Source organism: Streptomyces sp. Alt3 (assembly GCF_030719215.1).
Lineage (GTDB): Bacteria > Actinomycetota > Actinomycetes > Streptomycetales > Streptomycetaceae > Streptomyces > Streptomyces glycanivorans.
On the sequence record NZ_CP120983.1, the window covers coordinates 1,526,987 to 1,551,856 of the forward strand.

22 protein-coding genes and 1 pseudogene are annotated in these 24,870 nt (G+C 72.1%); 13 read left to right on the forward strand and 10 right to left on the reverse strand.

Annotated features, from left to right (window positions below):
- The first annotated feature begins 34 nt into the window (after nt 1-34).
- The 3 genes from P8A20_RS06590 (at nt 35) to P8A20_RS06600 (ending at nt 4,359) form a co-directional block, all read left to right on the forward strand.
- The gene (locus P8A20_RS06590) at nt 35-1,399 is read left to right on the forward strand and encodes an amidohydrolase (protein ID WP_147959979.1); all 1,365 of its coding nucleotides are present in this window, start codon (nt 35-37) and stop codon (nt 1,397-1,399) included.
- Nucleotides 1,400-1,592: 193 nt separating this feature from the next.
- A complete protein-coding gene (locus P8A20_RS06595) occupies nt 1,593-2,141 on the forward strand; it encodes a TetR/AcrR family transcriptional regulator (protein ID WP_147959978.1) in 549 nt (182 codons plus the stop codon).
- A 40-nt stretch (nt 2,142-2,181) separates the two neighbouring features.
- The gene (locus P8A20_RS06600) at nt 2,182-4,359 is read left to right on the forward strand and encodes an MMPL family transporter (RefSeq protein ID WP_147959977.1); all 2,178 of its coding nucleotides are present in this window, start codon (nt 2,182-2,184) and stop codon (nt 4,357-4,359) included.
- Nucleotides 4,360-4,475: 116 nt separating this feature from the next.
- Here P8A20_RS06600 and msrB read toward each other — a convergent pair whose 3' ends face one another.
- The 4 genes from msrB to P8A20_RS06620 form a co-directional block, all read right to left on the reverse strand.
- Nucleotides 4,476-4,883, reverse strand: a complete 408-nt coding sequence (msrB, locus tag P8A20_RS06605) for a peptide-methionine (R)-S-oxide reductase MsrB (RefSeq protein ID WP_147959976.1) — start codon at nt 4,881-4,883, stop codon at nt 4,476-4,478.
- A 10-nt stretch (nt 4,884-4,893) separates the two neighbouring features.
- The gene (gene murC, locus P8A20_RS06610) at nt 4,894-6,288 is read right to left on the reverse strand and encodes a UDP-N-acetylmuramate--L-alanine ligase (protein WP_306103055.1); all 1,395 of its coding nucleotides are present in this window, start codon (nt 6,286-6,288) and stop codon (nt 4,894-4,896) included.
- A gap of 43 nt (nt 6,289-6,331) precedes the next feature.
- Nucleotides 6,332-6,784 carry an indole-3-glycerol phosphate synthase gene (locus P8A20_RS06615; RefSeq protein WP_181396814.1) on the reverse strand — a complete coding sequence of 151 codons (453 nt, stop codon included), beginning with the start codon at nt 6,782-6,784 and terminating at the stop codon, nt 6,332-6,334.
- Nucleotides 6,785-6,942: 158 nt separating this feature from the next.
- Entirely contained in the window at nt 6,943-7,716 is a 774-nt protein-coding gene (locus P8A20_RS06620; RefSeq protein WP_147959974.1) for a pyrimidine reductase family protein, read from the reverse strand.
- A 59-nt stretch (nt 7,717-7,775) separates the two neighbouring features.
- On the opposite strand from P8A20_RS06620, the gene zapE reads away from it, so the two are divergent.
- The 4 genes from zapE (at nt 7,776) to P8A20_RS06640 (ending at nt 11,893) form a co-directional block, all read left to right on the forward strand.
- The gene (gene zapE / locus P8A20_RS06625; protein WP_147959973.1) at nt 7,776-8,867 is read left to right on the forward strand and encodes a cell division protein ZapE; all 1,092 of its coding nucleotides are present in this window, start codon (nt 7,776-7,778) and stop codon (nt 8,865-8,867) included.
- 82 nt (nt 8,868-8,949) lie between these two features.
- Complete coding sequence (locus tag P8A20_RS06630) at nt 8,950-9,375, forward strand: OsmC family protein (RefSeq protein ID WP_015579261.1); 426 nt, start codon at nt 8,950-8,952, stop codon at nt 9,373-9,375.
- A gap of 133 nt (nt 9,376-9,508) precedes the next feature.
- Nucleotides 9,509-10,885, forward strand: a complete 1,377-nt coding sequence (locus tag P8A20_RS06635; protein WP_306103056.1) for an alkaline phosphatase PhoX — start codon at nt 9,509-9,511, stop codon at nt 10,883-10,885.
- A gap of 117 nt (nt 10,886-11,002) precedes the next feature.
- A complete protein-coding gene (locus tag P8A20_RS06640; protein ID WP_306105125.1) occupies nt 11,003-11,893 on the forward strand; it encodes a polysaccharide deacetylase family protein in 891 nt (296 codons plus the stop codon).
- 56 nt (nt 11,894-11,949) lie between these two features.
- Here P8A20_RS06640 and P8A20_RS06645 read toward each other — a convergent pair whose 3' ends face one another.
- The 3 genes and pseudogenes from P8A20_RS06645 to P8A20_RS06655 all read right to left on the reverse strand — a co-directional run bounded on the left by P8A20_RS06645 (nt 11,950) and on the right by P8A20_RS06655 (nt 14,434).
- Nucleotides 11,950-12,129, reverse strand: a complete 180-nt coding sequence (locus tag P8A20_RS06645) for a hypothetical protein (RefSeq protein ID WP_147959971.1) — start codon at nt 12,127-12,129, stop codon at nt 11,950-11,952.
- 1,066 nt (nt 12,130-13,195) lie between these two features.
- Nucleotides 13,196-13,712, reverse strand: a pseudogene (locus P8A20_RS38645) (ATP-binding cassette domain-containing protein); the annotation flags it as partial.
- Nucleotides 13,713-13,756: 44 nt separating this feature from the next.
- On the reverse strand, nt 13,757-14,434 hold the full coding sequence (locus tag P8A20_RS06655) for an AIM24 family protein (protein WP_147959970.1): 678 nt from the start codon (nt 14,432-14,434) through the stop codon (nt 13,757-13,759).
- 141 nt (nt 14,435-14,575) lie between these two features.
- Here P8A20_RS06655 and P8A20_RS06660 point away from each other — a divergent pair, with 141 nt between their 5' ends.
- Together P8A20_RS06660 and P8A20_RS06665 are read left to right on the forward strand one after the other, a co-directional pair.
- Nucleotides 14,576-15,271 carry an aminoacyl-tRNA hydrolase gene (locus P8A20_RS06660; RefSeq protein ID WP_261988726.1) on the forward strand — a complete coding sequence of 232 codons (696 nt, stop codon included), beginning with the start codon at nt 14,576-14,578 and terminating at the stop codon, nt 15,269-15,271.
- A 225-nt stretch (nt 15,272-15,496) separates the two neighbouring features.
- A complete protein-coding gene (locus P8A20_RS06665) occupies nt 15,497-16,249 on the forward strand; it encodes a DUF4142 domain-containing protein (RefSeq protein ID WP_187282197.1) in 753 nt (250 codons plus the stop codon).
- A 33-nt stretch (nt 16,250-16,282) separates the two neighbouring features.
- On the opposite strand, the gene P8A20_RS06670 is transcribed toward P8A20_RS06665, so the two are convergent.
- A complete protein-coding gene (locus tag P8A20_RS06670) occupies nt 16,283-17,641 on the reverse strand; it encodes a family 43 glycosylhydrolase (RefSeq protein WP_147959967.1) in 1,359 nt (452 codons plus the stop codon).
- A 388-nt stretch (nt 17,642-18,029) separates the two neighbouring features.
- Here P8A20_RS06670 and P8A20_RS06675 point away from each other — a divergent pair, with 388 nt between their 5' ends.
- The 3 genes from P8A20_RS06675 (at nt 18,030) to P8A20_RS06685 (ending at nt 21,271) form a co-directional block, all read left to right on the forward strand.
- Entirely contained in the window at nt 18,030-19,322 is a 1,293-nt protein-coding gene (locus tag P8A20_RS06675; protein WP_306103057.1) for an MbnB/TglH/ChrH family RiPP precursor modification enzyme, read from the forward strand.
- A gap of 5 nt (nt 19,323-19,327) precedes the next feature.
- Nucleotides 19,328-20,359, forward strand: coding sequence for a TIGR04222 domain-containing membrane protein (locus P8A20_RS06680; protein ID WP_306103058.1), 1,032 nt, complete (start codon nt 19,328-19,330; stop codon nt 20,357-20,359).
- 135 nt (nt 20,360-20,494) lie between these two features.
- The gene (locus P8A20_RS06685) at nt 20,495-21,271 is read left to right on the forward strand and encodes a TIGR04222 domain-containing membrane protein (protein WP_147959964.1); all 777 of its coding nucleotides are present in this window, start codon (nt 20,495-20,497) and stop codon (nt 21,269-21,271) included.
- A gap of 283 nt (nt 21,272-21,554) precedes the next feature.
- Here the strand turns inward: P8A20_RS06685 and hemQ are convergent, their stop codons facing one another.
- Nucleotides 21,555-22,268: a hydrogen peroxide-dependent heme synthase gene (gene hemQ, locus P8A20_RS06690; RefSeq protein WP_147959963.1), complete on the reverse strand. Its 714-nt coding sequence runs from the start codon at nt 22,266-22,268 to the stop codon at nt 21,555-21,557.
- A 4-nt stretch (nt 22,269-22,272) separates the two neighbouring features.
- Entirely contained in the window at nt 22,273-23,760 is a 1,488-nt protein-coding gene (gene hemG / locus P8A20_RS06695; RefSeq protein WP_306103059.1) for a protoporphyrinogen oxidase, read from the reverse strand.
- A 127-nt stretch (nt 23,761-23,887) separates the two neighbouring features.
- Here hemG and P8A20_RS06700 point away from each other — a divergent pair, with 127 nt between their 5' ends.
- On the forward strand, nt 23,888-24,847 hold the full coding sequence (locus tag P8A20_RS06700) for a DUF4349 domain-containing protein (protein ID WP_147959961.1): 960 nt from the start codon (nt 23,888-23,890) through the stop codon (nt 24,845-24,847).
- The last annotated feature ends 23 nt before the right edge of the window (nt 24,848-24,870 follow it).

Genomic DNA, 24,870 nt, shown 5'->3' on the forward strand with positions numbered 1-24,870 from the left:
TCCCCCACCGCGCCGACCCGCAGCAGGAGTTCCCATGCAGCCGTCATCGCCCTCTCCCGGCACCTTCTCCCGACGCTCCGTCCTGGCGGGCGCCGTCGCCGTCGCCGGCACCACGGCCGCCGTGGCACCGGCCCCCCGGGCGGAGGCCGCACCGGCCGCGCCCGTGTCAGCCGCGTCGGGCGACGGGCAGCCGCACACCGGCCCTGTCGTCTTCCGCGACGTACGCCCGCTCGGCGCCCCGGACGCCACGGACCTCGTGGTCGTCGACGGCCGTGTGTCGCGCGGCCCCGCGCCCCGCGGCGCGAAAGTCGTCGAGGGTGGTGGCAGGATCGCGCTGCCGTCCCTCGTGGACGCGCACATCCACCCCGACAAGACCACCTGGGGCGGGTCCTGGGTCTCGCGACGCCCCGCGAGCGGGATCGCCGACTACGTCGCCCAGGACGTGGACCTGTTCCACAGCCAGCACAGGTCCGTCGCGGAACGCGCGTACGGACTGATGAGCCACGCCGTCACCCGCGGCACCCGGGCGATGCGCGCCCACGCCGACGTGGCCCCGGCCTACGACCTGGCCGGGGTCGAGGGCCTGGCGGAAGCCCGCAAGCGGCTGCGCCACGCCCTGGACGTCCAGATCGTGGCCTTCCCGCAGCACGGCGTCATCCGCACACCCGGCACCGCCGAGCTCCTGGAGGAGGCCGCGCGCAGCGGTGCCGTGGACATGATCGGCGGCATCGACCCCGGCGGTTTCGACCAGGCGCCTGAGGAACAGCTGGACCTGGTCTTCGGGATCGCGGACCGCCACGGCATCGGCGTGGACATCCACCTTCACGACCGGGGAGCGAAGGGAATCGACGCGATGCGCGGCATCATCGACCGCACCCGCGCCCTGTCCCTGCACGGCAAGGTCACCGTCAGCCACGTCTTCTGCCTGCCCGGCCTGGAGGACGGCGAACTCGACTCCGTGGCCGCCGAACTGGGCGATCTGGACATCGCGCTCACCACGGTGGCCCCGTCCGACTCGCTGGTGCTGCCGATCGCGCGGCTGCGCGAGCACGGCGTCCGGGTCGGGCTGGGTTCCGACGGCGTACGCGACTCCTGGAGCCCGTTCGGCAACGCCGACATGCTGCATCGCGCGCATCTGCTCGGATGGGTCACGGACGTCCGCCTCGACGAGGAGCTGACGGACTGTTACCAGGTCGCGGCCCACGGGGGCGCGGACGTCATGGGCCTCGCACACGCCGACCTCCGGCCCGGCGCCCCGGCCGACTTCGTGCTCGTGCGGGGCGAATGCCTGCCTCAGGTCGTCGTCGACATGCCACGCCGCGACCTGGTCGTGCACGGAGGGGTCGTCGTCGCGCGTGACGGGGAGTTCGTCGCCGGGGACGGCCGCCCGGGCAGGTAGCTCCGCGCGGCGCGTCCTTCGGCCGCCCGCGTCCGGTACCGGTCCAGCGATGGCCCTCCGCCCCGGCGGAGGGCCATCACCCTTTCACGAGCCGCCCCGGACGCTCCGGACCGCGACGCCGGAGTGGTCCGGGTCACATGGAACGCCTGACCGATCGGTCAGGACTGACCGATCGGTCAGCTACGGTGGACCCATGCCACGTCCGCCCTCCGCGATGCGTCGTCAGATCCTGGACTCCGCACTGCGTCTGTTCGCCGAGCACGGCTTCAAGGGGACCTCGCTGCACGACATCGCAGTCGAGGCGCACTGCTCGAAGGCGTCCCTGCTCTACCACTTCGCGGGCAAGGACGCGATCCTCGCCGAACTGCTGACACCGCCGGCCGAGAGCCTGGCCGCCATGAACGAGCAACTGGCGACCCTGGACGGCGACCGGGCCGTCGAACCGGCCGTGACGGGCTTCGTCGGCCTCGCGATGCGCTTCCGCCTGGAAGTCAAGATCATCTTCGCCGAGCTGCCGGACATGCTCGACCATCCGGCGCTGGCCGTCATCCCCACGGCCGTCGACCAGCTCGCGGACGCGCTCGCGGGCCGTTCGCGCGAGCCGCGGGCACGCGTCGGGGCACAGATGGTGATCGGCGGCGTGGCTGTCACGGTCGCCTCCGACGTGGATGTCGAACCCGACTCGATGCGTACCGAATTGGTCCAGGGAGCGCTGAGGACCCTCGGGCATCGGACCAGCTGACAGAAGTCGTCCAGACCGAAGAGAAAGACGCCTCTTTCGCATGGCAATCCTGCTGTACCGGCTCGGCCGGCTGTCCTTCCGGCGCCGAGGGCGTGTCCTCGCCCTCTGGCTTCTGCTGCTCGCACTGCTCGGAGGCGGCGCCGCCGCCTTCAGCGGACCCACCACCAGCAAGTTCTCGATACCCGGCACCGAGTCGCAGAAGGCGCTGGACTCACTCGCCCGTGAGTTCCCGCAGGCGAGCGGCGCGACGGGGAGCATGGTCCTCGCGGCGCCCGAGGGCGCGAAGCTCACGCCCCAGGCCGTGGCTCCCGTGATCGAGGAGGCCTCGAAGGTCCCGGGTGTCCTCGCGGCCGTCGACCCGTTCGTGTCCAAGGCCGTCTCGCAGGACGGCCGTTACGCCCTCGTCCAGGTGCAGTTCGACTCGGGTGTCGACGGCATCACCGACAGCCAGCGGGAGGCGTTCTCGAAGGCCGGAGAGTCCGTCCCGGACCTGCGCGTCGAACACGGCGGCGAGATCATGCGGGGCGTTCCCGAGGTCGGCTCGACCGAGGTCATCGGTGTCGCGGTCGCCGCCCTCGTGCTGGTCCTGACCTTCGGCTCCCTCGTGGCAGCCGGCATGACCCTGCTGAACGCCCTGGTCGGCGTGGCGGCCGGCATGGCCGGACTCTTCGCCCTGAGCAGCACGGTGGAACTGACCAGCACCGCGCCCATCCTGGCGCTCATGCTGGGCCTGGCCGTCGGCATCGACTACGCCCTGTTCATCATGTCCCGCTATCGCCACTACCTCGCCGAGGGCATGGACGGCGAGGAGGCAGCGGGCCGGGCGGCCGGCACCGCGGGTTCGGCCGTCGTCTTCGCGGGTGCCACCGTCGTCATCGCCCTGGCCGGGCTCACGGTCGCCGGTGTCCCCTTCCTGACGGTGATGGGCCTGGCCGCCGCGGCGACGGTCGCGCTCGCCGTCCTGGTGTCGCTCACCCTGCTGCCGGCCGTCCTCGGATTCGCGGGCGACCGCGTCCTCCCCCGCAAGCACCGCACGAAGGCCCGGGCACAGGACCAAGCTTCCGCTCCCGACGGGGGCGGAACGGCCTTCGGCTTCCGCTGGGGCCGGATCGTGGCGCGGCTGCGCGTCCCCGTCCTCATCCTCGGGGTGGCCGGTCTCGGCGCCCTCGCGCTGCCGGTGCAGGACATGCGCCTCGCACTGCCCGACGCGAGCACCGAGGCGGTCGGTTCGCCCAACCGCGAGGCGTACGACCTGACCACCGAGGGCTTCGGCGAGGGCTTCAACGGCAGGCTGGTCGCCGTCGTGTCCGGCGACACCCCGGAGGCGACGGGCGCGGCGGCCGAGGAGACCGCGAAGATCGTCATGGGCACCGACGGGGTGCTGGCCGTGGCCGCCCCGCAGATGAACGAGGCGGGCACCACCGCCCTCCTCGCCGTGATCCCCGAGACCGGTCCCACCGACGCCACGACCGAGAACACCGTCAACGACATCCGTGACCGGGTGAAGAGCGTCAAGGGCGCGGCGATCTCGCTGACCGGTGCGACCGCGGTCGGCATCGACGTCTCCGAGAAGCTCGCCGGCGCGCTGCCGGTCTATCTCCTGCTGGTGGTCGGGCTGTCGGTCCTGCTGCTGATGCTCGTCTTCCGGTCGGTCCTGGTACCCCTCAAGGCCGCGCTGGGATTCCTGCTCACCATCGGCGCGACGTTCGGGATCACCGTCGCCATCTTCCAGGAGGGCCATCTCGCCTCGTGGGTCGGCCTCGACACGCCGGGACCGCTGGTCAGCTTCCTGCCCATCCTCCTGATCGGCATCCTCTTCGGGCTGGCCATGGACTACGAGGTCTTCCTCGTCTCGCGCATGCGGGAGGACTTCGTCCACGGCGCCGACGCCCGGGAGTCCGTCATCAGCGGTGTCGGTCACAACGCACGTGTGGTGACGGCCGCCGCAGTGATCATGACCGCGGTCTTCGGCGGCTTCGTCCTCATGCCCGATCCGATCATCAAGTCCATCGGATTCGCCCTGGCGATCGGCGTCCTCGTCGACGCCTTCGTCGTCCGCATGGCGATCGTTCCGGCGGTCATGCACCTTCTGGGGCGCGCCGCCTGGTGGCTGCCGCGCCCGGTCGACCGGATCCTGCCCGACCTCGACATCGAGGGCGAGCGGCTGCAGCGCGAGATTCCGGTGCAGCGGGAGCCCGCGGAGCTCGTGAAGACCTGATCACGCCGGTCTCCGGCACGTCGAAGCCCCCGGTTCCCCACGTTCTCACGCGGGGAACCGGGGGCTTCGCCCTGGTGTGCGGCTCGCTGCCGCGGCCGGGCGCGTGCCCGTCCGCGTCAGCTCTCGTCCGGCGCCAGCGTCAGCGAGATGGAGTTGATGCAGTAACGCTGGTCCGTGGGCGTGGCGTAACCCTCACCCTCGAACACGTGTCCGAGATGCGAGCCGCAGCGGGCGCAGCGCACCTCGGTGCGCGCCATGCCGAGGCTGTCGTCCCGGAGCAGTTCGACGGCGTCGGTGTCCTTCGGGTCGTAGAAGGACGGCCAGCCGCAGTGCGACTCGAATTTGGTGTCGGAGCGGAACAGCTCCGCCTGACAGGCACGGCAGGAGTAGACCCCCGCCGTCTTGGTGTCGGTGTACTCACCGACGAACGCTGGCTCGGTGCCGGCCTTGCGCAGCACCGCGTACTCGGCGGGCGTCAGCTCGGCCCGCCATTGCTCGTCCGGCTTCTCGACGTCGTACGACACGGTGGCTCCCTCAGCTCGACAGGTGGTCCAGGATCTGCGGGCCGAGGTCGGTGACATCGCCCGCTCCCATGGTGAGAACCAGATCACCGGGCTTCGCCATTCCCGCGACGGCCGCGGGGACATCGGCCTTGTCGTGGACGGCCGTGACGTCGGCGCCCGCGGCCTTCGCGGCGTCGATGATCAGTGCGCTCGTGACGCCCGGGACCGGGTCCTCCCTGGCCGGGTAGATGTCCAGGACGAGCGAGGCGTCGGCGAGGGCGAGAGCCTGGCCCATCTCCGTGCCGAGCTCCTGGGTGCGGGAGAAGAGGTGGGGCTGGAAGACGACCAGCAGGCGGGCGTCCGTCGCCGCGCCGCGCATGGCCTCCAGGTCGGCGGTCATCTCCGTGGGGTGGTGCGCGTAGGAGTCGATGACCTGGACGCCGGCCGCCTCGCCCTTGAGCTGGAGGCGGCGCTTGACCCCGGTGTACTTGCCGATGGCGGAGGCCAGATTGTGCGCCGGGATACCGAGTGCGACACCGGCTGCGAGCGCGGCGACCGCGTTGTGCGCGTAGTGGCGGCCGGGCACGGAGACCGTGAAGGTGAGGAACTTCCCGTTGAGGACGACCGTGACCTCGCTGGTCAGTCCGCGCGGGGTGACCTTGTGCACGCGGACGTCCGCACCCTCGGACTCGCCGTAGGTGACGACGGTGAGGGAGGAGCCCTCACGGACCCGGCGGGTCAGCTCCACGGCACCGGGCTGGTCGGCGGCGACGACCAGGGTGCCGCCGGGGACGACCTTGCCGACGAACGTCTCGAAGGACTCGTAGATCTCGTCCATCGACGCGTAGTTCGCGTGGTGGTCCAGCTCGACGTTGAGGACGATCGCGACCTCGGGAGCGTACTTCTGGAAGCTGCGGTCGCTCTCGTCGGCCTCGGCGACGAAGATGTCGCCGCCGCCGTGCGTGGCGTTGGTCCCGGGGCCCTCCAGGTCGCCGCCGATGGCGTACGAGGGGTCGAGGGCGAGCTCCGACAGGGCCACGGCCAGCATCGACGTGGTGGTGGTCTTCCCGTGCGTTCCGGCGACCGCGATGGAGCGCAGGCCGTCCATCAGGGAGGCCAGCGCGTCGGAACGGTGCACGACGGGGATGTCCAGCTCGGCGGCACGGACCAGCTCGGGGTTGTCGGCGCGGATGGCACTGGAGACGACCACCGAGGTCGCGTCGTCGGCCAGGTGCCCGGCGGCGTGCCCGATGTGGACGGTCGCGCCCAGCGCGCGCAGGGCGTCCGCGGTGGCGGACTCCCTGGCGTCGCTGCCCGCCACCTTCGCGCCGCGCTGGGCGAGGATCTTCGCGATGCCCGACATTCCGGCGCCGCCGATGCCGATGAAGTGCGGCCGTTCCAGAGCGGCAGGAATACCGGGTGCCATACGTGTCTCTCCCGAGGTGTGACGTGGGTCGGTCCGCCCCAGCCTATTCGCTGTGCGCGAAGAGCTTGAGCACCGGTACGCCGACCTTGTGACGGGCCCGGGACGCCCAGTCACGGTGGAAGAACTCCTCGACGTAGTGGGGTGCCGTCAGCACGATGACCTCGTCGGCCCCCGAGTCGTCGACCACGGTCTTCAGCTTGTCCAGGGGATGGTCCTCGACGACCTGTCCGACGGCCTCGGATCCCGCCTCGCGCAGCTCCCGGAGGGAGTACTCGAGCGCCATCTCGGCCGGTTCCCTGGCCTCGTCTCCCTCGGGCCGGTCCCCTTCGCGGACGGCTTCCCGGAGCTCGCCGATCGCCACGTCGTCGATCGCCCGCAGCAGTACGTCGGCCTGGTCGCTGCGGGGCTGCATCAGCACGACGAACGAGATCCGCTCCTCGCCGTGGAGGGTGGTGACGAATTCCACGTCCTCGGGGGTGAGGGGCTTCTCGATCATCAAAACGCTCGTGAACACGACAGGCGCCTTCCGCTTCATCTTGTCGGCCGCGAGACCGGCCGCTGTTGCTGAAACCATCCTTCCCCGCAATTGCACGGGGTCGGCAGGACTAAGTGTGCCCACCCGGAGCTAACCGGAACGGGTAATTCCGCTAAATGTCAGATCTTCCCGTACCGGGTGAAGAGGAATCCCGACTCCTCCAGGAGGGAGACGAGGGCGAAACGTTCCGGCACGGAGACGGCGGGCCCGCCCGCGATGCGCTGCGCGTCTCCCGCGGTGAGCAGCGGTGACAGGGTCAGGCAGAGTTCGTCCAGCACCCCCGCCGCCACGAACTGGCCGAGCAGGCGCGGCCCGCCCTCGGTGAGCAGCCGGCCGAGGCCCCTCCGGCCGAGTTCCGCGACCGCGCGGGCCGGGTCGACGGCGGATCCGTCCCCGGCGAACACCACCTCGGCCCCCGCCTCCCGCGCCGCGTGGACCCGGTCGGAGGGTGCCGCCGATCCGGTGAGTACGAGCGTCGGCACCAGCGGCGAGACGAAGAGCGGGAGGGAGAAGTCCAGGTCCAGGCTCGCGCTGACGACCGCGACGGCCGGGGCGGGTCCCTGCCCCGCCGCCTCACGCCTGGCGGCGAAGGCCTCGCGTGCCTTCGCGGGCCGGTAACCCTCCAGGCGGACCGTCTCGGCACCGACGACGACCGCGTCGGCCAGCCCACGCAGCGTGCCGAAGACGCGCATGTCGGAGGCGCAGGAGATGCCCTGGGAACGGCCGTCGTGCTGGGCGGCGCCGTCGAGGGTGGAGACCATGTTCGCCCGCAGCCAGGGACGCCTCGCCTCGGGATAGGCGTAGGCGTCGGCCAGCTCGTCGAGCGTCCACTCGCGGTCGGCGGCGGAGGAGGCCGGGGTGGTCGGGTCCGTCACGGGGATCAGGCGTCGCATGATCCGCAGTCTGGCACGGCGCGGGAGGCCTTCCGGGAGAGGCCTTAAGGTGGAGAGTTGTGTCGTCCTCCACAGCCGTGCCGGGGCAGAGCCCCATAGCCGAAACGGCCCCGCAGTCCCTGTGCGCCCTCGAACCGCGCGTCCCCGCCGACCGGCTGGTCGCGGAGATGGTGCCGCCGCCGCGCTTCGACTCGGTGCGCTTCGATACGTACGTGCCCGACCCGAACCAGCCGAGCCAGACCGAGGCCGTCCAGGTGCTCGGCTCCTTCGCCGCCGGGCTCGGCGGGGCGCACGCCACGGGCACCGGCAAGCGCAAGTGGTTCGGCAGGAAGCCCGTGGCGCCCACCGGGCCCCGCGGGGTCTATCTCGACGGTGGGTACGGCGTCGGCAAGACGCACCTGCTGGCCTCCCTCTGGCACGCCACCCCGGCCGCGCCCTCGCTCAAGGCCTTCGGCACCTTCGTCGAGCTGACGAACCTCGTCGGAGCGCTGGGCTTCCAGCAGACCGTGCAGACCCTGAGCGGGCACCGGCTGCTCTGCATCGACGAATTCGAGCTGGACGACCCGGGCGACACCGTCCTGGTGTCGTCCCTGCTCGGCAGGCTCGTCGAGGCGGGCGTCGCGCTGGCCGCCACCTCGAACACGCTGCCCGGCAAGCTCGGCGAGGGCCGTTTCGCGGCCGTCGACTTCCTCCGCGAGATCCAGGGGCTGTCCTCGCACTTCCGGCCCCTGCGGATCGACGGCGAGGACTACCGCCACCGCGGACTGCCCGAGGCGCCGCCGCCGTACTCCGACGACCAGGTGACCAGGGCCGCGTACGCGACCGCCGGCGCCTCGCTCGACGACTTCCCGGCCCTGCTCGGCCACCTCGCCAAGGTGCACCCGAGCCGGTACGGAGCGCTGACGGACGGGATCACGGCGGTCTGCCTCACCGATGTGCAGGCGGTGCCCGACCAGTCGACGGCTCTGCGCCTCGTGGTCCTCGCGGACCGGCTGTACGACCGCGAGGTCCCGGTGCTCGCCTCCGGGCTGCCCTTCGACCGGCTGTTCAGCGACGAGATGCTGAACGGCGGGTACCGCAAGAAGTACTTCCGGGCCATCTCCCGGCTGACTGCACTGGCACGTGACGCAAAGGGACTGGTGGGGCAGTAGGTTCGGGGGCGAAGGGCGTACGGGTGCCTGCGGGTGCCGCGTACGTCCGGATGACCGAGCACACCGTTCGAAGGGATCCAGCATGGCTACCACGCGTCAGGCGCACACGGTCTGGGAAGGCAACCTGCTCGAGGGCAAGGGTGTTGTCACCCTCGACTCCTCCGGGATCGGGGAGTACCCCGTCTCCTGGCCGTCGCGCGCCGAGAAGGCGAACGGAAAGACCAGTCCGGAGGAGCTCATCGCCGCCGCGCACTCCAGCTGCTTCTCGATGGCGCTGTCCAACGGCCTGGCCACGGCGGGCACCCCGCCGACCCGGCTGAACACCCAGGCCGAGGTCACCTTCCAGCCCGGCACCGGGATCACCGGCATCCACCTCACGGTGGAGGGCGAGGTTCCGGGTCTGGACGAGGCGGGCTTCGTGAAGGCCGCGGAGGACGCCAAGGCGAACTGCCCGGTCAGTCAGGCGCTCACGGGCACCACCATCACGCTCACCGCGTCGCTGGCCTGATCCCACCCGTCCCCGGTGCGCCGTCCGCCCCGGGGACACAGGGGGCACCGTGGCCCGCATGGTTCCCGCGCGCCACCATGCGTGGTACACACATGCGGGTCACTTCACCTGTCCGCCAACAGGGAGTTGCCTCATGTCATCCGCACCTCGACGACTCGCAACACGACGACAGGTCCTGGCCGGCAGCGCCGCGACCGCCGCCTCGGTCGCTTTCACCGGGGCCTTCACCGAACTCTTCTCCGGCACCGCCGACGCCCGTGGCCACAGCGGCTACGGGCCCCTCGTGCCGGACCCCGACGGCCTGCTCGACCTGCCGAAAGGATTCCGCTACCGGGTGCTCTCCCGGGAGGGCGATCCGCTCCGCTCGGGCGAGGGCCTGGTTCCCAGCAACCACGACGGCATGGCCGCCTTCGCGGGTTCCGCCGGCCGGGTCCATCTCGTGCGCAACCACGAGAACCGCGTCACGGGAAAGATCGCCGTCCCCACGGTCGAGGGCCTGACCTATGACCCCATGGGCAAGGGCGGCTGCACGGCCCTCGAACTCGACGGCCGGGGCAACGTACGCGGCGAGCGCGTCGCCATCGCGGGTACGGCCGTCAACTGCGCGGGTGGGCCCACCCCCTGGAACACCTGGCTGACCTGCGAGGAGACCGAGGACAAGGCCGGCACCAACGGCTACACGAAGGACCACGGTTTCGTCTTCGAGGTGGACGGTGCCGATCCGCGCCGCACCGGGGCCGTCCCCCTGACCGCGATGGGTCGTTTCCAGCACGAGGCCGTCGCGATCGACCCGCGGAACGGCATCGTCTACGAGACGGAGGACGCGTTCGAGAAGCCGTTCGGGCTCTTCTACCGCTTCCTCCCCGAGAAGCCGCTCGGCGGAAGGGGGTCGCTGCGGGCCGGCGGTGCGCTGGAGGCGATGCGGGTGCCCGGGGTGCCCGACCTCTCCGTGATCCAGGAGACGGGTGCGACGTTCGACCGGATCGAGTGGGTCCCCGTACCGGATCCGCAGGCCGCGGAGACACCGATCCGGCACCAGGACTTCGGGGCGAAGGGCATCACGCACGCCCAGAAGCTGGAGGGCTGCTACTGGGGCGGTTCCTCGGTGTACTTCGTCTCCAGCTTCGCGCACAGCTCGGAGGGGTCGGCCGCCGACCACTTCGGCCAGGTGTGGCGGTACGAGCCGAAGCGGCGCCGGCTCACGCTGGTGATCGTCTTCGGCCCCGACACCGACGTCCAGCTGCCGGGCGAGTCCCCGGACAACATCTGCCTCGCGGCCGGAGGCGGGCTGATGGTCTGTGAGGACGGCGGCGGCGCGCAGCACGTGCTGGGGGTGACCAGGCGCGGCGAGGTCTACGCGATGGCACGGGGACGGCAGAACATCGGGACGGACGAGGATCCGGAGTGGGGCGAGTTCGCGGGCGTCACGTTCTCGCCGGACGGCGCGACGATGTTCGTGAACTGCTACACGCCGGGGACGACGTTCGCGGTGACGGGCCCCTGGCGCTGATACCGGCGCGGGCAGACGGGTGATCCGGCCGTCCGTGTCCCGGACGGCCGGAGTGCCATGAGGATTATCTGATTAATCATCAGCTAGCGTCCTCCAGTGATCAAATCCGTTCGAGCGATGATCGTCCTGACCGTCATGGGCGGGGTGCTGGCCGGCTGCGCAAGCCCTGAGGCCACCCGCGCCGGGACGGCCGTTCGTCCGACGGCCTCCGAGAAGCCCGCGACGGGGCCCACGGCGGCCCCTTCGCCGCCGCGGGCCCCGTCGCGGGCGCCGGAGAGCGGTCCGCCCGTGCTGGCCCCGGGGCCCGGCGGTCTCACGCCGGTCTTCGAACGACGTGCCACCGGCTCCACCGGGCGCGACGGGGCAGGCGCGGCGGACAAGGTGGTGGCGCTGACCTTCGACGCGGACATGACGGCGGACCAGGGGCAGCGCGCCGCCGAGGGCGAGCACTTCGACAACCCCGGACTGATCGCGTCGCTGCGCCGGCTGGAGGTCCCGTCGACGGTCTTCATGACCGGCAGATGGGCGCAGGAGTATCCGGACCAGGCCCGTTCGATCGGCACCGATCCCCTCTTCGAGATCGCCAACCACTCGTTCAGCCACCACGCCTTCTCCTCCCCCTGCTACGGGCTGCCGACGGTCGCGGCGGAAGACATGCGGGCGGACGTGGAGCGGGCGTTCACGGCGATCCGGAAGACGGGCGCTCGCCATGTCGTGCCCTACTTCCGCTTCCCCGGCGGCTGTTACGACGACGCGTCGCTGAAAGCACTGGCACCGACGGGGGTGACCGCGGTCCAGTGGGACGTGGTCAGCGGTGACGCCTTCGCCACCGACGCGGACGCGGTGGCCGAACAGGTGCTGGAGGGGGTGGAGCCGGGGTCGCTGGTCGTCATGCACTGCACCCGCAGCGCGGCGCCCGTCACCGACGACGCCCTGCGCCGGATCGTGCCCGAACTGCGCGAGCGCGGCTACCGATTCGTGAAGGTCTCCGAGCTGATGCGCGGCTGAGCACGGTCAGCCTGTCCGCGTGTGTCCGCGTGTCCGCGTGTCAGCGAGTCCGCGTGTCAGCCGGAGCAGGCGGTGCGTCCCGCCTCCTGCCAGGCACAGACCGGGCAGAGGGTGCTGCCCTTCGTCGCCTCCGGGTATTCGGTCGGCTTCCGGCACAGCACGCACTCCGCGTAGGGCGGGCCCGCGTCCGAGGGTGCGGGGGCCGGCGTCGGCGTCTCGCAGTACGCATCGTTCATGCCCATGAGCGTACTCACCCGCGCAGGGCCGCGAGCCGGGACGTGAGGGCGGCCACCGCGACCGCCACGACGACGGCTACCGCCAGTGGCAGGAACGGAATACGGACCGCGCCCGTCAGCGAACCGGAGACGAGGCCCGTCACCGCGGCCTTCGCGGGTGAGCCGTCGGTCACGAGGACGAGCAGTGCGCCGAGCAGGGTCGCGGCGAGCGACCAGCCGTGGCGGTGCAGGACCGGCCGCGCGCAGAGCGCCCCGACCGCCGCTCCCGTCAGGGCGCAGCACACGGCGACGAGGAGTCCGGCGAGGGCGGCGGGCAGGAGTGGCACGGCGACCGTGCGGTCGGTGCTGATCGGTTCGCTGATCAGCAGCACGATCCCGGTGCCCGCGCAGCCCAGGGCGAGTGCGCATCCCAGACCGGCGAGCAGGGAGGCGCAGTGGGCGCGCGCCGGTCCGACGGCGCAGGCGGCGACGTTCCGGGCGGCGGGCGGCTCCTGGGTGACGCAGAGCCGCACGAGCCAGGCGGACAGGGGGAGCACGGTCGCCGCGGCGTAACCGAGCGAGTCGAGGAGGGGCTGACCGGCACGGATACCGACGCCGAGGACGGCCACGTACAGGAGGAGGGGCGCGAGCCAGCGCTGGGATCGTCCCAGCAGTGCGATCCGGTAGCGCGTCAGGGCTGCTGTGGCACGCAGCGGGGGCCCGGACCGGCGGGCCTGGCGCGGAGCGGTGTCCCCGGCCGGGGCGGCGGCTGCCGCCGGCCCGGCTCCGGGAGCGGGAAGGGGCACCACGTCATCGCCGGGGAGCTGTGAGAGGCCCGTGATGTGCCAGGGCGGCCGGGCCGTGAGCAGAGCGCCGAGCAGGGCGTCCGAGTGCGCCGCGGTGGTCGTGAGGCGGACGGCGGCGGCCGGGTTCGCGGTGTCCCTCTCCACCGTCGGCGCGCCCGGCAGCACGGGCGGAAGCGCGGCGGACGGCGGGCCCGTCGCCTCGATCCGGACACGCGGGCCGTGATCGGCGGCCGGGGTCACCGCCGTGTGCAGGGTGCGGCCCGCCAGCCGGTGGGAGACACCGGCCGCCCCGGCGAGCCGTCGCGGGTCGTGGTCGACGAACACCACTGTGGCGCCGTCGGCGACCCGCTCGGCGACGGCCAGGTCCAGTTCGTCGCGGGCGGCTGTGTCCAGCCCGGTCCACGCCTCGTCCAGGACGAGGAGGTCCGGCTCGGCGAGGAGCGCCTGGGCGACGGCGACCTTCTGGCTGGTCCCCTTGGAGAGCTCCGCGAGGGGTGTGCGGGCGTGCTCCGCGGCCCCGAACCGTGTCAGCCACTCCTGGGCCCGGGCGGCGGCCTCGTCGGCCGGGAGCCCGTGGACCCGGCCCATGTGCACGAGGTAGCCGGCAGCGGTGAACGGCAGCGCCGGAGGGAAACGCTCGGGAACGTACGCCGTTCGCGGCCGGCCCGTGACGCTGCCCTCGGTCGGCGCGTCGATGCCGGCGAGCAGGCGCAGGAGGGTCGACTTGCCCGCACCGTTGGCGCCCTCGATCCGGACCAGGGTCCGCGCGGGCAGTTCCAGGTCGAGGCCGCGCAGCACCCACGGACCGCGCAGGCCGTACCGCCGGCCCGCACCTCGCAGGATCAATGGGCCGACGCCTTCTCCTGCTTGAGCTCGCTGGGCCGTACGATCACGAACCCCTCGCCCTGGAGCATCAGCTGGACCGCCTCGCCGGATCCGCCTCGCACCATCGAGCCGAAGCTCTGCGAGCGGTGCAGCGAGGTCGAGAGCTGCGCGCTCCAGCCGACGACCGCGTCCGTGTCGACGTACACCGGCTGCTGTGCGGTGACGGGGATCACGATGGGAGTGCCGTCGCAGATCAGGCCGAGTTTTCCGTAGCCGCTGAAGACGCTGTTGAAGAGGCCGCCACCGGTCATCCCGGCACCCTTCACCGTCTTGATCTCGTAGGACAGGCTGGAGTCGAAACAGAGGACGTTGCGGCCGTTGACCGTCAGGACGTCTCCCTGCTCCATGTCCACGATGAAGCAGTTGGCGGCCTCGTGGGCGAACCACGCCTCGCCCTGGCCGGTGACCGCCATGAGGGCCAGGCCCTCGCCCGTCACCGCGCGCTTGAGCATGCCGCCTATGCCCTGGCCCTTGCGTTCGAACTGGAGATTGCCCCGGAAGGCGATCATCGAGCCCTGACGCGCGTGCATCTCACCGTTGACTGCGTACTTGATCGATTTGGTGTTCTGCAGGGTCATACCGGGGGCGGTGGCCGGCTGCGCCGTGTGCTCACTGGAAAAGAGGTCGCTCTTCATGCCGTGCATCCTCACCCGGAGTCCTCTGTTCCGCCAAGAACGGGGGTCGCGGGGCCTGGCAGACTGGGGGGTGTGAGCAGCGACAGCATTTCCGGCCCCCTTCCCGCAGCGCCCGAGGCCCCCGCCGACGGCCCTTTCCGTATGGAGCCGACGGCCCGTGACGAGGCCCCTCAGTTCGTTCTGCCGCTGGTGGTGCGCCTCGAGAAGACCGACCCCCCGGCGCGTAACGACGCTCTGGTGACCGCCGCCCGCGCGGTGCTCACGATCCTTGCCGACCCGCGCTCGCTCGGTGAGCAGGAGGGTGGCGCCGAGGGCGAGTGGGCCCAGGTGATGGGCGACTGGCAGGACGCCCGGATCCGAAAGGTGGTGCGGCGGGCGCGCGGTGCCGAGTGGCGCAAGGCGTCCACGCTCCCCGGGATCACGGTCACGGGCGAGCACGCGGAGGTGCGGGTGTTCCCGCCCGTGCCGCTGGACGGCTGGCCCAAGGAGCTGGCCAAGCTCCAGGTGTCGGGGACGGAGCTGGAGGACCCCGAGGCCCCGCCCTCACCCGATCCCGCGGGCCCGGTGCTCTGGATGAATCCGGACGTCGGCATGTCGGCGGGCAAGGCGATGGCCCAGGTGGGGCACGGGGCGCAGCTCGCCTGGTGGGAGCTGTCGGAAACCGAGCGCAAGGCGTGGCGCGAGGCCGGCTTCCCGCTCTCCGTCGGTACCCCTGGCCCGGCCCGCTGGCGCGAACTGACCGCGAGCGGACTGCCGGTGGTGAGGGACGCGGGGTTCACCGAGATCGCTCCGGGCTCCTGCACGGTAGTCGCCGACCACCCCGCCCTGCGCCGCTGAACCGCCGGGGACGGGGTGTCAGGCGCAGCGACGTCGTCTGCGCCCGGCTTCCCGCCCGGCTTCCCGTCCGTTTTCCCGCCCGGTTTCCCGCCCGGTTGAACATCCCCGCGCCGGCCTACGTATCTCCCCGTGCCGCCGTATCGGCTTCACCGCCAAGTGGGTTGTGCGACAAGTCGGTCGGCGGTTGATTCGACGCTGTCACGCATCGGCCCGGGAGACATCTTGCTGCGACGCATCAACGGAACGGCCCTGATCATCGCGGCGCTGGTCGCCACGCTCGGCGCGCTCGCCTTCCCCGTGTGGTCCTACGCCGACCGCTCCGGTACCGGTGAGGCCAATCTGAACGCGTCCAGTGTGGCCACCCAGTGGGGCCCGCTCTCCGCGACCGACCGGGACTTCCTGGTCAAGGTGCGCCTCGCCGGTCTGTGGGAACTGCCTGCCGGGCAGCAGGCCATCGAGCGCGCGCCGAGCGAGGGGGTGAAGCTCGCCGGTGACCACCTGGTGGTCGGCCACACGGACCTGGACCGGCGGGCCCGCGACGTGGCGTCCAAGCTCGGCGTGGAACTCCCGAACCAGCCCACGCAACAGCAGCAGGGCTGGCTCGACGAGCTGACCGCCGCCGGTGGCCAGGAGTACGAGCAGAAGTTCGCCAACCTCCTGCGCGCGGCGCACGGCAAGGTGTTCGCGCTGATCGCGCAGGTCCGGCACACCACACGCAACTCGCTGATCCGGCAGCTCGCCTCGGACGCCAACCAGACGGTGCTCGACCACATCACCATGCTGGAGCGCACCGGGTTCGTCGACTTCGACGGCCTGGCGCGTGAGGCGGCGGGCGCGTCCACGGCGAGCCCGTCGGGGCCGCCGGTGTCATCGGGCGGTGGCGTCCCGCAGGTCCCGGTGCCGGTGACTCCGAGCGGAGACCAGTCGTTCACGTCCCGCCCGGTGCCACCGACGATGGCACCGCTGCCTCAGCCGTAAGGCCCCCGCCGTCCCGCCACCGGAGCGACGGGTTCAGCCGCGGGCCCGGCGCTCGGCGTAGAGGCGGTTGCCCTTCGGGCCGGTCCATTCCACGCGTACGACACCGGGTACCGCGGCGTCGGCGAGGCGCGACGGGTTGGACCAGTAGCCGAAGTTCGGATTCCGGAAGAACGTCGCCCACAGGTCACCGCGGGAGTCCTCGAAGAAGTTGTTGTGCCCCGCGCCGACACCGACGGTCCAGCGCTCGGAGTAGGGACCCTCGAAGCTGTCCGAGACGGCGGCGACGGCGTCGTACTGGTACTGCACGCGTCCGGTGCCGCCCACGTCGTACGCGTGCCGGGGGGTGCCGTCCGCGTTGACCGACGTCCGGTCCCAGGCCGCGTGCAGGAGGAAGTACTTCCCCCCGTGCTTGAACACGTAGGCGCCTTCGAGGTACGGCTCGGGCGTGTACGGCGTCTGCCGGAACACGGGGAGGTCCGTCGTCGTGACGATGTCCTCCATGTCGTCACGGAACTTCGCGTACAGGTTGTTGTGCAGCACCAGCCACGCGTCGCGGCCCTCGGAGTAGAGGCTGCCGTCGATGTGGTGGTAGGCGCCGGGCGCGATGAAGCTCGGCCCCCCGATGAACGAGTCGCCGAACGGCTTCTCCAGGTTGCCCTCGACGAGCCTGTACGGGCCTTCGACCCCGCCCTCGCTCACGAGCATGAACGAGCCGACCTTCCTGGAGTGGTCGCCCATGCACGCGACCATGTACCACTTCCCGCGGAAGTGGTGCAGTTCCGGGGCCCAGGCCTGGCCGCGCTTGCCGAACTGCTCGTCGTACCAGTACTCCTGCCACGGTGCGACGACGGTTCGCCCGGGCCGGTTCTCGGCCGTGAACTCGGGCGACCACACCTTGCCCTTCTCGGCGCCGGGACGGATCCGTGTGGTGTCGGCCAGCTTCCACGGCCCCTCGAGCGAGCGTGCCGTCCAGACGAAGATGCCGTCGTTCCAGGGACCGGCCGCTTCGAGGCCGGGCACCCGGGTGGTACCCGTGGCGACGTACAGCGGACGGCCGTCGACGACGAAGCAGTTGACGTAGGTGTCCCGCATCCACACCACTCCGCGCTCCTTGTCACGGGGGCGGAGCTCCAGCGGGAGGACGAACGAGTTGTCGTCACGGGGCCACAGGTCGGCCCGGGTGTCCGCGACGCCGTAGGGCTCGGGGTCGGGCCAGTTCGCCGGGTACCGCCGCTTCGACGCGGCGGGGGTGCGGGCGGCGGAAGCGGGTGCGGCCGAGGCCTGCGCGCCCGGCGCGGCGGCGACGGGAAGGGCCGCCGCGGCCCCGACACCGGCCGCACGGGCCAGCAGGGACCGCCGGTCAAGACCGGTCCTGTTCTCGGTGCTGGTCATCAGTCAGACACTCCTTCGTTCGTCCGGGGTTCGAGGGCTTCCGGCAGAAGGGCTCCTCCGCCCTCCGGGACGGCCGCCGGCGGGCCTGCCGGTTCGGTCGGGTCGGAGCCGTCACAGGTGGCGCGGATCAGCATGCGAACGCCTGTTGATCTTCGTCAACAGACCATGGAATTAATCCGGAGTGTCCGGCTCGTCGGCATATCTGCGTTGCTCCTCGTTTCCGCAGGTCGGCGGGGTGCCGACCGGCCCGCCGAACATGTCACGATCGAATAACGGAGCATTCCGGCCCCGTCCGGGAACCTCAAATCGAGCTCTGAACGTCCCCCCTCGCGGGTTGACCCGCGCTCGGCGGGGCCATCACCCCTGCAGGGAACGGGGAGGGGACACCATGAGGCTGGGAATCGGTATCGGATGGCGGCCGGAGATCGCGGACGCGGTCGAGGCACTGCCGGGGATCGACTGGGTGGAGGCCGTCGCGGAGAACCTCTGCGCGGACCACCTCCCCGAGTCCCTGGTGCGGCTCCGGGAGCGCGGGGTCACGGTCGTCCCGCACGGTGTCTCGCTGGGCCTGGGCGGAGCCGGCCGCCCCGACCCCGGCCGTCTCGCGGGCCTCGCGGCGCGGGCCGAACTGCTCGGCACCCCCCTGGTGACGGAGCACATCGCGTTCGTACGTGCCGGAGGGCCACTCAGCGCCTCGCCGGTCCTGGAGGCCGGGCATCTGCTCCCGGTCCCACGGACCTGGGACGCGCTGGACGTGCTCTGCGAGAACGTGCGGATCGCCCAGGACTCGCTGCCCGTGCCGCTGGCGCTGGAGAACATCGCGGCGCTGATCTCCTGGCCCGGCGAGGAGATGACCGAGGGGCAGTTCCTCGCCGAACTGGTCGAGCGCACCGGCGTACGCCTGCTGATCGACGTCGCCAATCTGCACACCAATCACGTCAACCGCGGCGAGGACCCATCGACCGCCCTCGACGAGCTCCCGGTGGAAGCCGTCGCGTACGTCCATGTGGCGGGCGGCGTCGAGAAGGACGGCGTATGGCACGACACGCACGCCCACCCCGTGACACGGCCCGTACTCGACGTGCTGAGCCGGCTGCGTTCCCGCGTCGATCCGCCCGGCGTCCTCCTGGAGCGCGACGACGACTTCCCGCCGGCCGAGGAACTGGCCCGCGAACTGAAGGCGATCCGCGGCACTCTGGCCTCCGCCGCCGCGGGGCCCCGGGCGGAGCGGCGGCGGCCCGCCCGGGCCCCCGAGCCCTCGCCCCGCGCCGCGGGGGCCCGCGAGCGGACCGGCCTGTCGCAGACCGCGCTGCTCTCGGCCCTGGTGGCCGGCACCCCGTCGCCGGACGGCTTCGACCGACGGCGGCTGGGGGTCCAGAGCCGGGCCCTGGCCGCGAAGCGGGCCGATGTCGTCGCCAAGGTCGCACCGGAGCTGCCCGCGATCCTCGGCGCCGGCTACCGCGAGGCGTTCCTCGCGTACGCCAGGAACCGGCCGATGTCCGCCGGTTACCGCCGCGACGCGCTCGGTTTCGCCGAACACCTCCTCGTCACGGACCGGCCCGCCGACGAGGCCGCCCGGCGCAGGCTGACGCGCTGGTGGCAGGAGCGCGCCGCCCCTCGTCCGCCGCGCCGGGGGGCCCGTCTGGTCCACGCAGCCCGCACCGCGCTCCTCGGAAGGTGACCGCGATGAACACGCTCGCACTTGTGGTGACTCTCGTGGTGGCGGTCTCCTCGACGCTCCTGATCGTCGCGACGCGTCAGGCCGGGGTACGGGCCGGCGGTACCGCAGCGTACGTGCACGACCTGTCCGAGGCCGCGTTCCTCGGCGGCGGCCCTGCAAGGGTGGTGGACACCGCTCTCACCCGTATGCATACGGACGGGCTGCTGGCCATCGGTGGACCCGGCATCGTCACGGTCCTGCGCGGGGAGGCCCGTGACGCGGTGGAGCGCGCCGTGCTCCAGGAGCTGGCAGCGGCCCCGAGCGGCGCCCTGCACACCCTGCGGGAGAGCGTGATGCGTCACCCGGCGGTGCAGGAGATCGGTGACGGCCTCGCGGCCCGTGGCCTGTTGGTCGCACCGGGCAGGAGCCGGGCCCGCCGCGCGTGGGGGCTCACCCAGGGCATCGGATGCGTCATCGGTTTTCCGGCCGCCATCGCCCTGACCGTCGCGCAGTACGCCGTGCACGACGGTTACGGCGACATCCCGTTCCCCTTCTTCCTGAAGGTGCTGCCCGCGCTCGTGGCCGGGGCCGTCATCGGTCTGGTCAACGCGGCCTCGGCCAGGGCGCGGCTCACCGGGGCGGGGCGCGGGGCCGCCGGCCTCCACCGGGCGGCCAACGCCCATGTGACCGATCCGGCCCATCTGGTGGCCATGCGGGGACTGGGCGCACTCCCCGATCCCGTGCTCCAGGGGCAGTTGGTGGCAGCCGCCCGGCAACGGCCCGCGAGGCGCACCTCGTCGTCCTCCGGCTCGGCAGGCGCCGTGACCGCGTTCGTACCCGTGTCGTGGTGTGCGGGGACAGGCCCCGGCGGGGGCGGCTGCGGCGGTTCCAGCGGCGGTAACTCCGGGACGGGGTCCACCTGCAGTTCGGGATCGAGCTGCGGCGGCGGAGGCGGATCCAGCTGCAGCAGCGGATCGAGCTGCGGCGGCGGAGGCGGATCCAGCTGCAGCAGCGGATCGAGCTGCGGGGGCGGTTCCAGCTGCGGCGGCAGCTCCTGAGGCGTGCCATGTCCGCCCTCGTGCGGAATCAGCATGCATACGGATTCAGCCATCGATGACCTTCCGTGACCGGGATTCGTCCATATCGTGAACACGATGTGGCGCTTCACCGCAGGTTTCGCATAGAACTCGGCCATGCTCTGGGTCGTGCTTCTTCTCGTCGCGTGGGGCGCGGCCGCCGTGTCGTGCATCCGTCTGTGTCTCGTCACCGCGGGTGCCGCACACCGGCCGCAGGGTGCCGAACGGGCGCCCGTCTCCCCCGAACTCAGCCTCTACGAGACGGCGTTCCTGGCCGGCGGCCCCCAGCGGGTGGCCGATCTGGCACTGGTCTCCATGCATCTGCGGCGCCGGCTGCTGCTCGCGCACACGGGATGGGCCACGGTCGTCGACCCGGAGGGCCGGGACGAGGTCGAACGCACCGTGATCCGCGCGATCGGCCCGGACGGCCAGTCCCGGATAGCCCCGATACGGGCCGCCGCCGCGGCGGCGGACGCCGTGCGCGGCCTCGCCGACCGCCTCGTCGCCTCCGGGCTCGCCGTGCCCCACGGCACCCGGACGGGTCTGGAGTCGGCGGTGCGGGCCGTGCGGGGCGCCGCCGTACTCGTCGTGGTCCTGGCGGCCGTCTCCATGCTGATGCCGGGTCAGGAGACGGGCTATGCGGGGCCGGTGGCCGCCTGGTTCGGTCTGCCGCTGGTGCTGACGCTGGGCTGCCTGGCCATCGCACGGGTGGAGAACCACCCGTACAGCCCGTGGGCCTCCCCGTCGGGGCAGCGCTGGCTGGACTCGCTGCCCGCACCGGTGCGCGGCGCGGACCGCGACCTGCTGGCGGCCGTGGCGGTACGGGGCGTGGGAGCCCTGGAGGACCCGGCCCTGAGGGCGGCCCTGCTGAGCGGGGCGCGTCCGGCAGGCTGACCCGCCGGAACGCACCCGTACGGCGTCAGGGCCGCCCCCGGCGGGGGCGGCCCTGACGCCGTACCTATCGAGTTGTTCGGCCCGGGACACATCGGCCGGACTCGGCGAGGAGCGGCGGTCCGCAGGGAGGAATGGCTGACTCCCCTGCGGGCCGCGACGGTTCGCCGGCCGTCGGCCGATGTGTACCCGGCACCGGACCCGGTGTCGCTGGAACGACGGGCGGCGTCACACGCGCTGTTGCCCGCCAACTGATCTTCCGGGTCGGGATGACCGGAAACGCTGGCTATGCGAGTCCGGCCACCAAGTCTGCGACGGACTTCCTGCGTCCGGTGTAGAACGGGACCTCTTCACGGACGTGCAACCGTGCCTCGGAGGCCCGCAGGTGGCGCATGAGGTCGACGATGCGGTACAGCTCGTCGGCCTCGAAGGCGAGGACCCACTCGTAGTCACCCAGCGAGAAGGAGGCCACGGTGTTGGCCCGCACGTCAGGATAGCCGCGGGCCATCTTGCCGTGGTCCGCGAGCATACGGCGGCGGTCCTCGTCGGGCAGCAGGTACCAGTCGTAGCTGCGCACGAAGGGGTACACGCTGATGTAGTCGCGCGGGGTCTCGTCGGCCAGGAAGGCCGGGACGTGCGACTTGTTGAACTCGGCGGGGCGGTGCAGCGCCATGTTCGACCAGACCGGCTCGAGTGCGCGGCCCAGCTTCGTGCGCCGGAAGAGGTTGTACGCCTCCTGGAGCTCGTCCGAGGTCTCCGCGTGCCACCAGATCATCAGGTCGGCGTCGGCCCGGAGGCCGGACACGTCGTAGGTGCCTCGGACCGTGACGTCCTTGGCGGCGAGCTGGTCGAACAGCTCCTGGACCTCGTCGGCGTAACCCGCGCGGTCGACCGGAAGGACGTCCTTCAGCCTGAAGACGGACCACAGGGTGTAGCGGATGACCTCGTTGAGGTCCTTGGCCTTCTTGCCTGCGTTCGGAAGCTTTTCTGGCGCACTCATACGGCTATTGTCCCGCCTCGCTCCCCGTGCCCCGAACCCGGGTCGGGGTGTTGTCGATCTCCCCCGTCGCCGGGGCCGTCAGGTCCTGGACGATCTCGTCCGCCGCGCGGTGCGCGCTCGCCACGCAGGCCGGGATCCCGACGCCGTCGTACACCGCTCCGCACACCCGCAGACCGGGCAGCTTCGCCACCTCGTCCCGGATCCGGGAGACCCGGCCGAGGTGCCCCACGGGGTACTGCGGAAGCCCTCCGATCCACCGGGTGACCTCGGTGTCCACGGGCCGGGCCGTCAGCCCGGTCGCAGTGGCGAGGTCGCCCAGGGACGCGGCGACCAGCTCGGAGTCCTCGCGGTGCAGGTGCTCCTCCTCGCCGTAGCGGCCCACGGAGGTGCGCAGCACGAAGAGGTCGGGGGCCGCGTCGGCGACCCACTGCCACTTGTTGCTGGAGAAGGTGGCGGCCTTGATGGTGCGCCCGTCGACGGGCGGCACGAGGAAGCCCGAACGGCCGTGGAGCGCCTCGGTGTGCGCGATGTCGGAACGCCGGAAGGCCATGGTCACCAGGGCCATCGAGGCGTACTCGACGGCGGCGAGCTCGACGGATGCGGCCGGGCACTCGGCGGCGAGCAGGGTGGACGCGGACCAGGCGGGGGTGGCCAGGACGACCGCGTCGGCCGCGATCACCCGGCTGTCGGTGCGCACGTCCCATCCCTGGCCCGTCCGGGTCAGACCGAGGACCGGGGTCTCGGCAAGGATCTCGCCGCCCGCGGCCCGCACGGCGTCGGCCACCGCGCCCGGCAGGGTGCCGACGCCCCCCTCGATGCCCTGGAAGACCGGCCCGGTCTGCTGCCGTGCGGCGGCCCTCTCCTGGATGCGGAGCACACCGTCGAGGAGCGGGCCCCCCTCCTTGACGGCTTCGAAGAGCTGGGGGACGGCCGCGCGCATCGAGATCCGGTAGGCGTCCCCGGCGTAGACCCCGCCGAGCAGCGGTTCCACGAGCCGGTCGACGACCTCGCGGCCGAGCCGGTCCGCGACGTAACTGCCGACCGCCACGTCGTCGCCGACGGCGGTCGGGGTCAGGTCGCGCTCCTCGGCGATCCTGGCCAGGCCCTCGGGCGAGAGCACCCCGCCGAGCGCCGCCGGGTCGCCCGGCACACCCATCACATGGCCCTTGGGCATGGGGCGGAGCGCGTCGCGGGTCCACACCGACGCGGTGGCCGTGGCGGGCGGCCGGAGCCGGTCCCCGAGCCCGGCGGCGGTGGCGAGCGCGACCGCTTCGGGCCGGCGCGCGAGCATCGACTCCGCGCCCAGGTCGACGCGGGTGCCGGCGATCTCGCCGGTCATCAGCTTGCCGCCGAGCCGCGCGGTCGCCTCCAGGACGGTGACCCGGATACCGGAGGCCAACAGCCGGTGGGCGGCGGCGAGTCCGGCGATGCCACCGCCGATGACGACGGCATGGCCCGTGCGTGTGGTGTCTCGCTGAAGAGGACGCTGCATGGGTCCACTCTCTCAAACCCGTCCCGAGTCCCGAACGTGACCACTTCGAAACCGCCGGTGGGCAACCCGCGCACGGGTACGGCACGTCGAACCGGCACCATCGACAACATGCCCTGGGGGGACGCTCATGCCCGACGAACGCCACATCGACAGTCACCCACCCGCCCGGCCGTTCCGCCGCCTTCCACGCGCTCTGACAGCCGCGGGACTGCTCGGGGTGCTCATGGCCACCGGCGCGTGCGGGGCCTCCTCCGACAGCGGTGCCATGTCCGATTCCAAGGCGGCGGCGCCCCGGGCGGCCGGGGCCGGCGCGGAAGCGGCCGACAAGCCCTCGGACGGCGGGAAGTCCGCACCGGATCCGGGCTCCGCGGTCGCGGTCCACGTCATCCGGACGGCCACGCTGTACGTCGAGGTCAGGAGTGTGCCGAAGGCGGTCGCCGCGGCCCGCGGCGTCGCGGAGGGCGCGGGCGGACTGGTCTCCGAGGAGACCACGGAACGGGTCGACGACACCCACGACGTGTCCCACCTCGTCCTGCGCGTGCCCCAGGCCCGCTACGACGAGGTGCTGCGCGACCTCGCGGGCGCCGGGAAGCTGGTGTCCCGCACCTCGAACGCGAAGGACGTCACCGGGCAGGTCGTGGACGTCGAGAGCCGGATCGCCACGCAGCGGGCGAGCGTCGCACGGGTCCGCGACCTGATGGACAAGGCCGAGAAGCTCACCGACGTGGTGACGCTGGAGGGTGAACTCAGCAGTCGGCAGGCCGACCTGGAGTCGCTCCTGGCCCAGCAGGCGTCGCTGAAGGACCGCACCACACTGGCGACCGTCACGCTCGAGCTGAGCGAACCGGAGGCGGGCGCCGAGGACCCCGACGGGGACACAGGCTTCCTGGACGCGCTGGGCGGCGGCTGGGACGCGTTCGTGACGATGCTGCGGTGGATCATGGTGGCGATCGGCGCCACGGCTCCGTTCCTGGCCACCGCGGCCCTCCTGGTGCTCCTGTGGCGTCTGTTGCGCCGCCGCCTGCCGCGGCGCCGCACGGCGTCCCCGCAGGCCACGGGAACCACTGAGCCCCCACCCGCCCCGTAGGCGCCGTAGCGTGGGCCCCTGAT

Bases quoted from the DNA above. Each gene is read 5' to 3' on its own strand.
- murC (WP_306103055.1), bottom strand. From the start codon at position 6,288: ATGGCACCCGGTATTCCTGCCGCTCTGGAACGGCCGCACTTCATCGGC.
- P8A20_RS06700 (WP_147959961.1), top strand. From the start codon at position 23,888: ATGCCCGACGAACGCCACATCGACAGTCACCCACCCGCCCGGCCGTTC.
- P8A20_RS06640 (WP_306105125.1), top strand. From the start codon at position 11,003: ATGATCGTCCTGACCGTCATGGGCGGGGTGCTGGCCGGCTGCGCAAGC.
- P8A20_RS06685 (WP_147959964.1), top strand. From the start codon at position 20,495: ATGCTCTGGGTCGTGCTTCTTCTCGTCGCGTGGGGCGCGGCCGCCGTG.
- P8A20_RS06630 (WP_015579261.1), top strand. From the start codon at position 8,950: ATGGCTACCACGCGTCAGGCGCACACGGTCTGGGAAGGCAACCTGCTC.
- P8A20_RS06620 (WP_147959974.1), bottom strand. From the start codon at position 7,716: ATGCGACGCCTGATCCCCGTGACGGACCCGACCACCCCGGCCTCCTCC.
- P8A20_RS06595 (WP_147959978.1), top strand. From the start codon at position 1,593: ATGCCACGTCCGCCCTCCGCGATGCGTCGTCAGATCCTGGACTCCGCA.
- P8A20_RS06615 (WP_181396814.1), bottom strand. From the start codon at position 6,784: ATGATCGAGAAGCCCCTCACCCCCGAGGACGTGGAATTCGTCACCACC.
- P8A20_RS06670 (WP_147959967.1), bottom strand. From the start codon at position 17,641: ATGACCAGCACCGAGAACAGGACCGGTCTTGACCGGCGGTCCCTGCTG.
- hemG (WP_306103059.1), bottom strand. From the start codon at position 23,760: ATGCAGCGTCCTCTTCAGCGAGACACCACACGCACGGGCCATGCCGTC.
- P8A20_RS06600 (WP_147959977.1), top strand. From the start codon at position 2,182: ATGGCAATCCTGCTGTACCGGCTCGGCCGGCTGTCCTTCCGGCGCCGA.
- hemQ (WP_147959963.1), bottom strand. From the start codon at position 22,268: ATGAGTGCGCCAGAAAAGCTTCCGAACGCAGGCAAGAAGGCCAAGGAC.
- P8A20_RS06680 (WP_306103058.1), top strand. From the start codon at position 19,328: ATGAACACGCTCGCACTTGTGGTGACTCTCGTGGTGGCGGTCTCCTCG.
- P8A20_RS06655 (WP_147959970.1), bottom strand. From the start codon at position 14,434: ATGAAGAGCGACCTCTTTTCCAGTGAGCACACGGCGCAGCCGGCCACC.
- P8A20_RS06645 (WP_147959971.1), bottom strand. From the start codon at position 12,129: ATGAACGATGCGTACTGCGAGACGCCGACGCCGGCCCCCGCACCCTCG.
- P8A20_RS06675 (WP_306103057.1), top strand. From the start codon at position 18,030: ATGAGGCTGGGAATCGGTATCGGATGGCGGCCGGAGATCGCGGACGCG.
- P8A20_RS06590 (WP_147959979.1), top strand. From the start codon at position 35: ATGCAGCCGTCATCGCCCTCTCCCGGCACCTTCTCCCGACGCTCCGTC.
- P8A20_RS06635 (WP_306103056.1), top strand. From the start codon at position 9,509: ATGTCATCCGCACCTCGACGACTCGCAACACGACGACAGGTCCTGGCC.
- P8A20_RS06660 (WP_261988726.1), top strand. From the start codon at position 14,576: ATGGAGCCGACGGCCCGTGACGAGGCCCCTCAGTTCGTTCTGCCGCTG.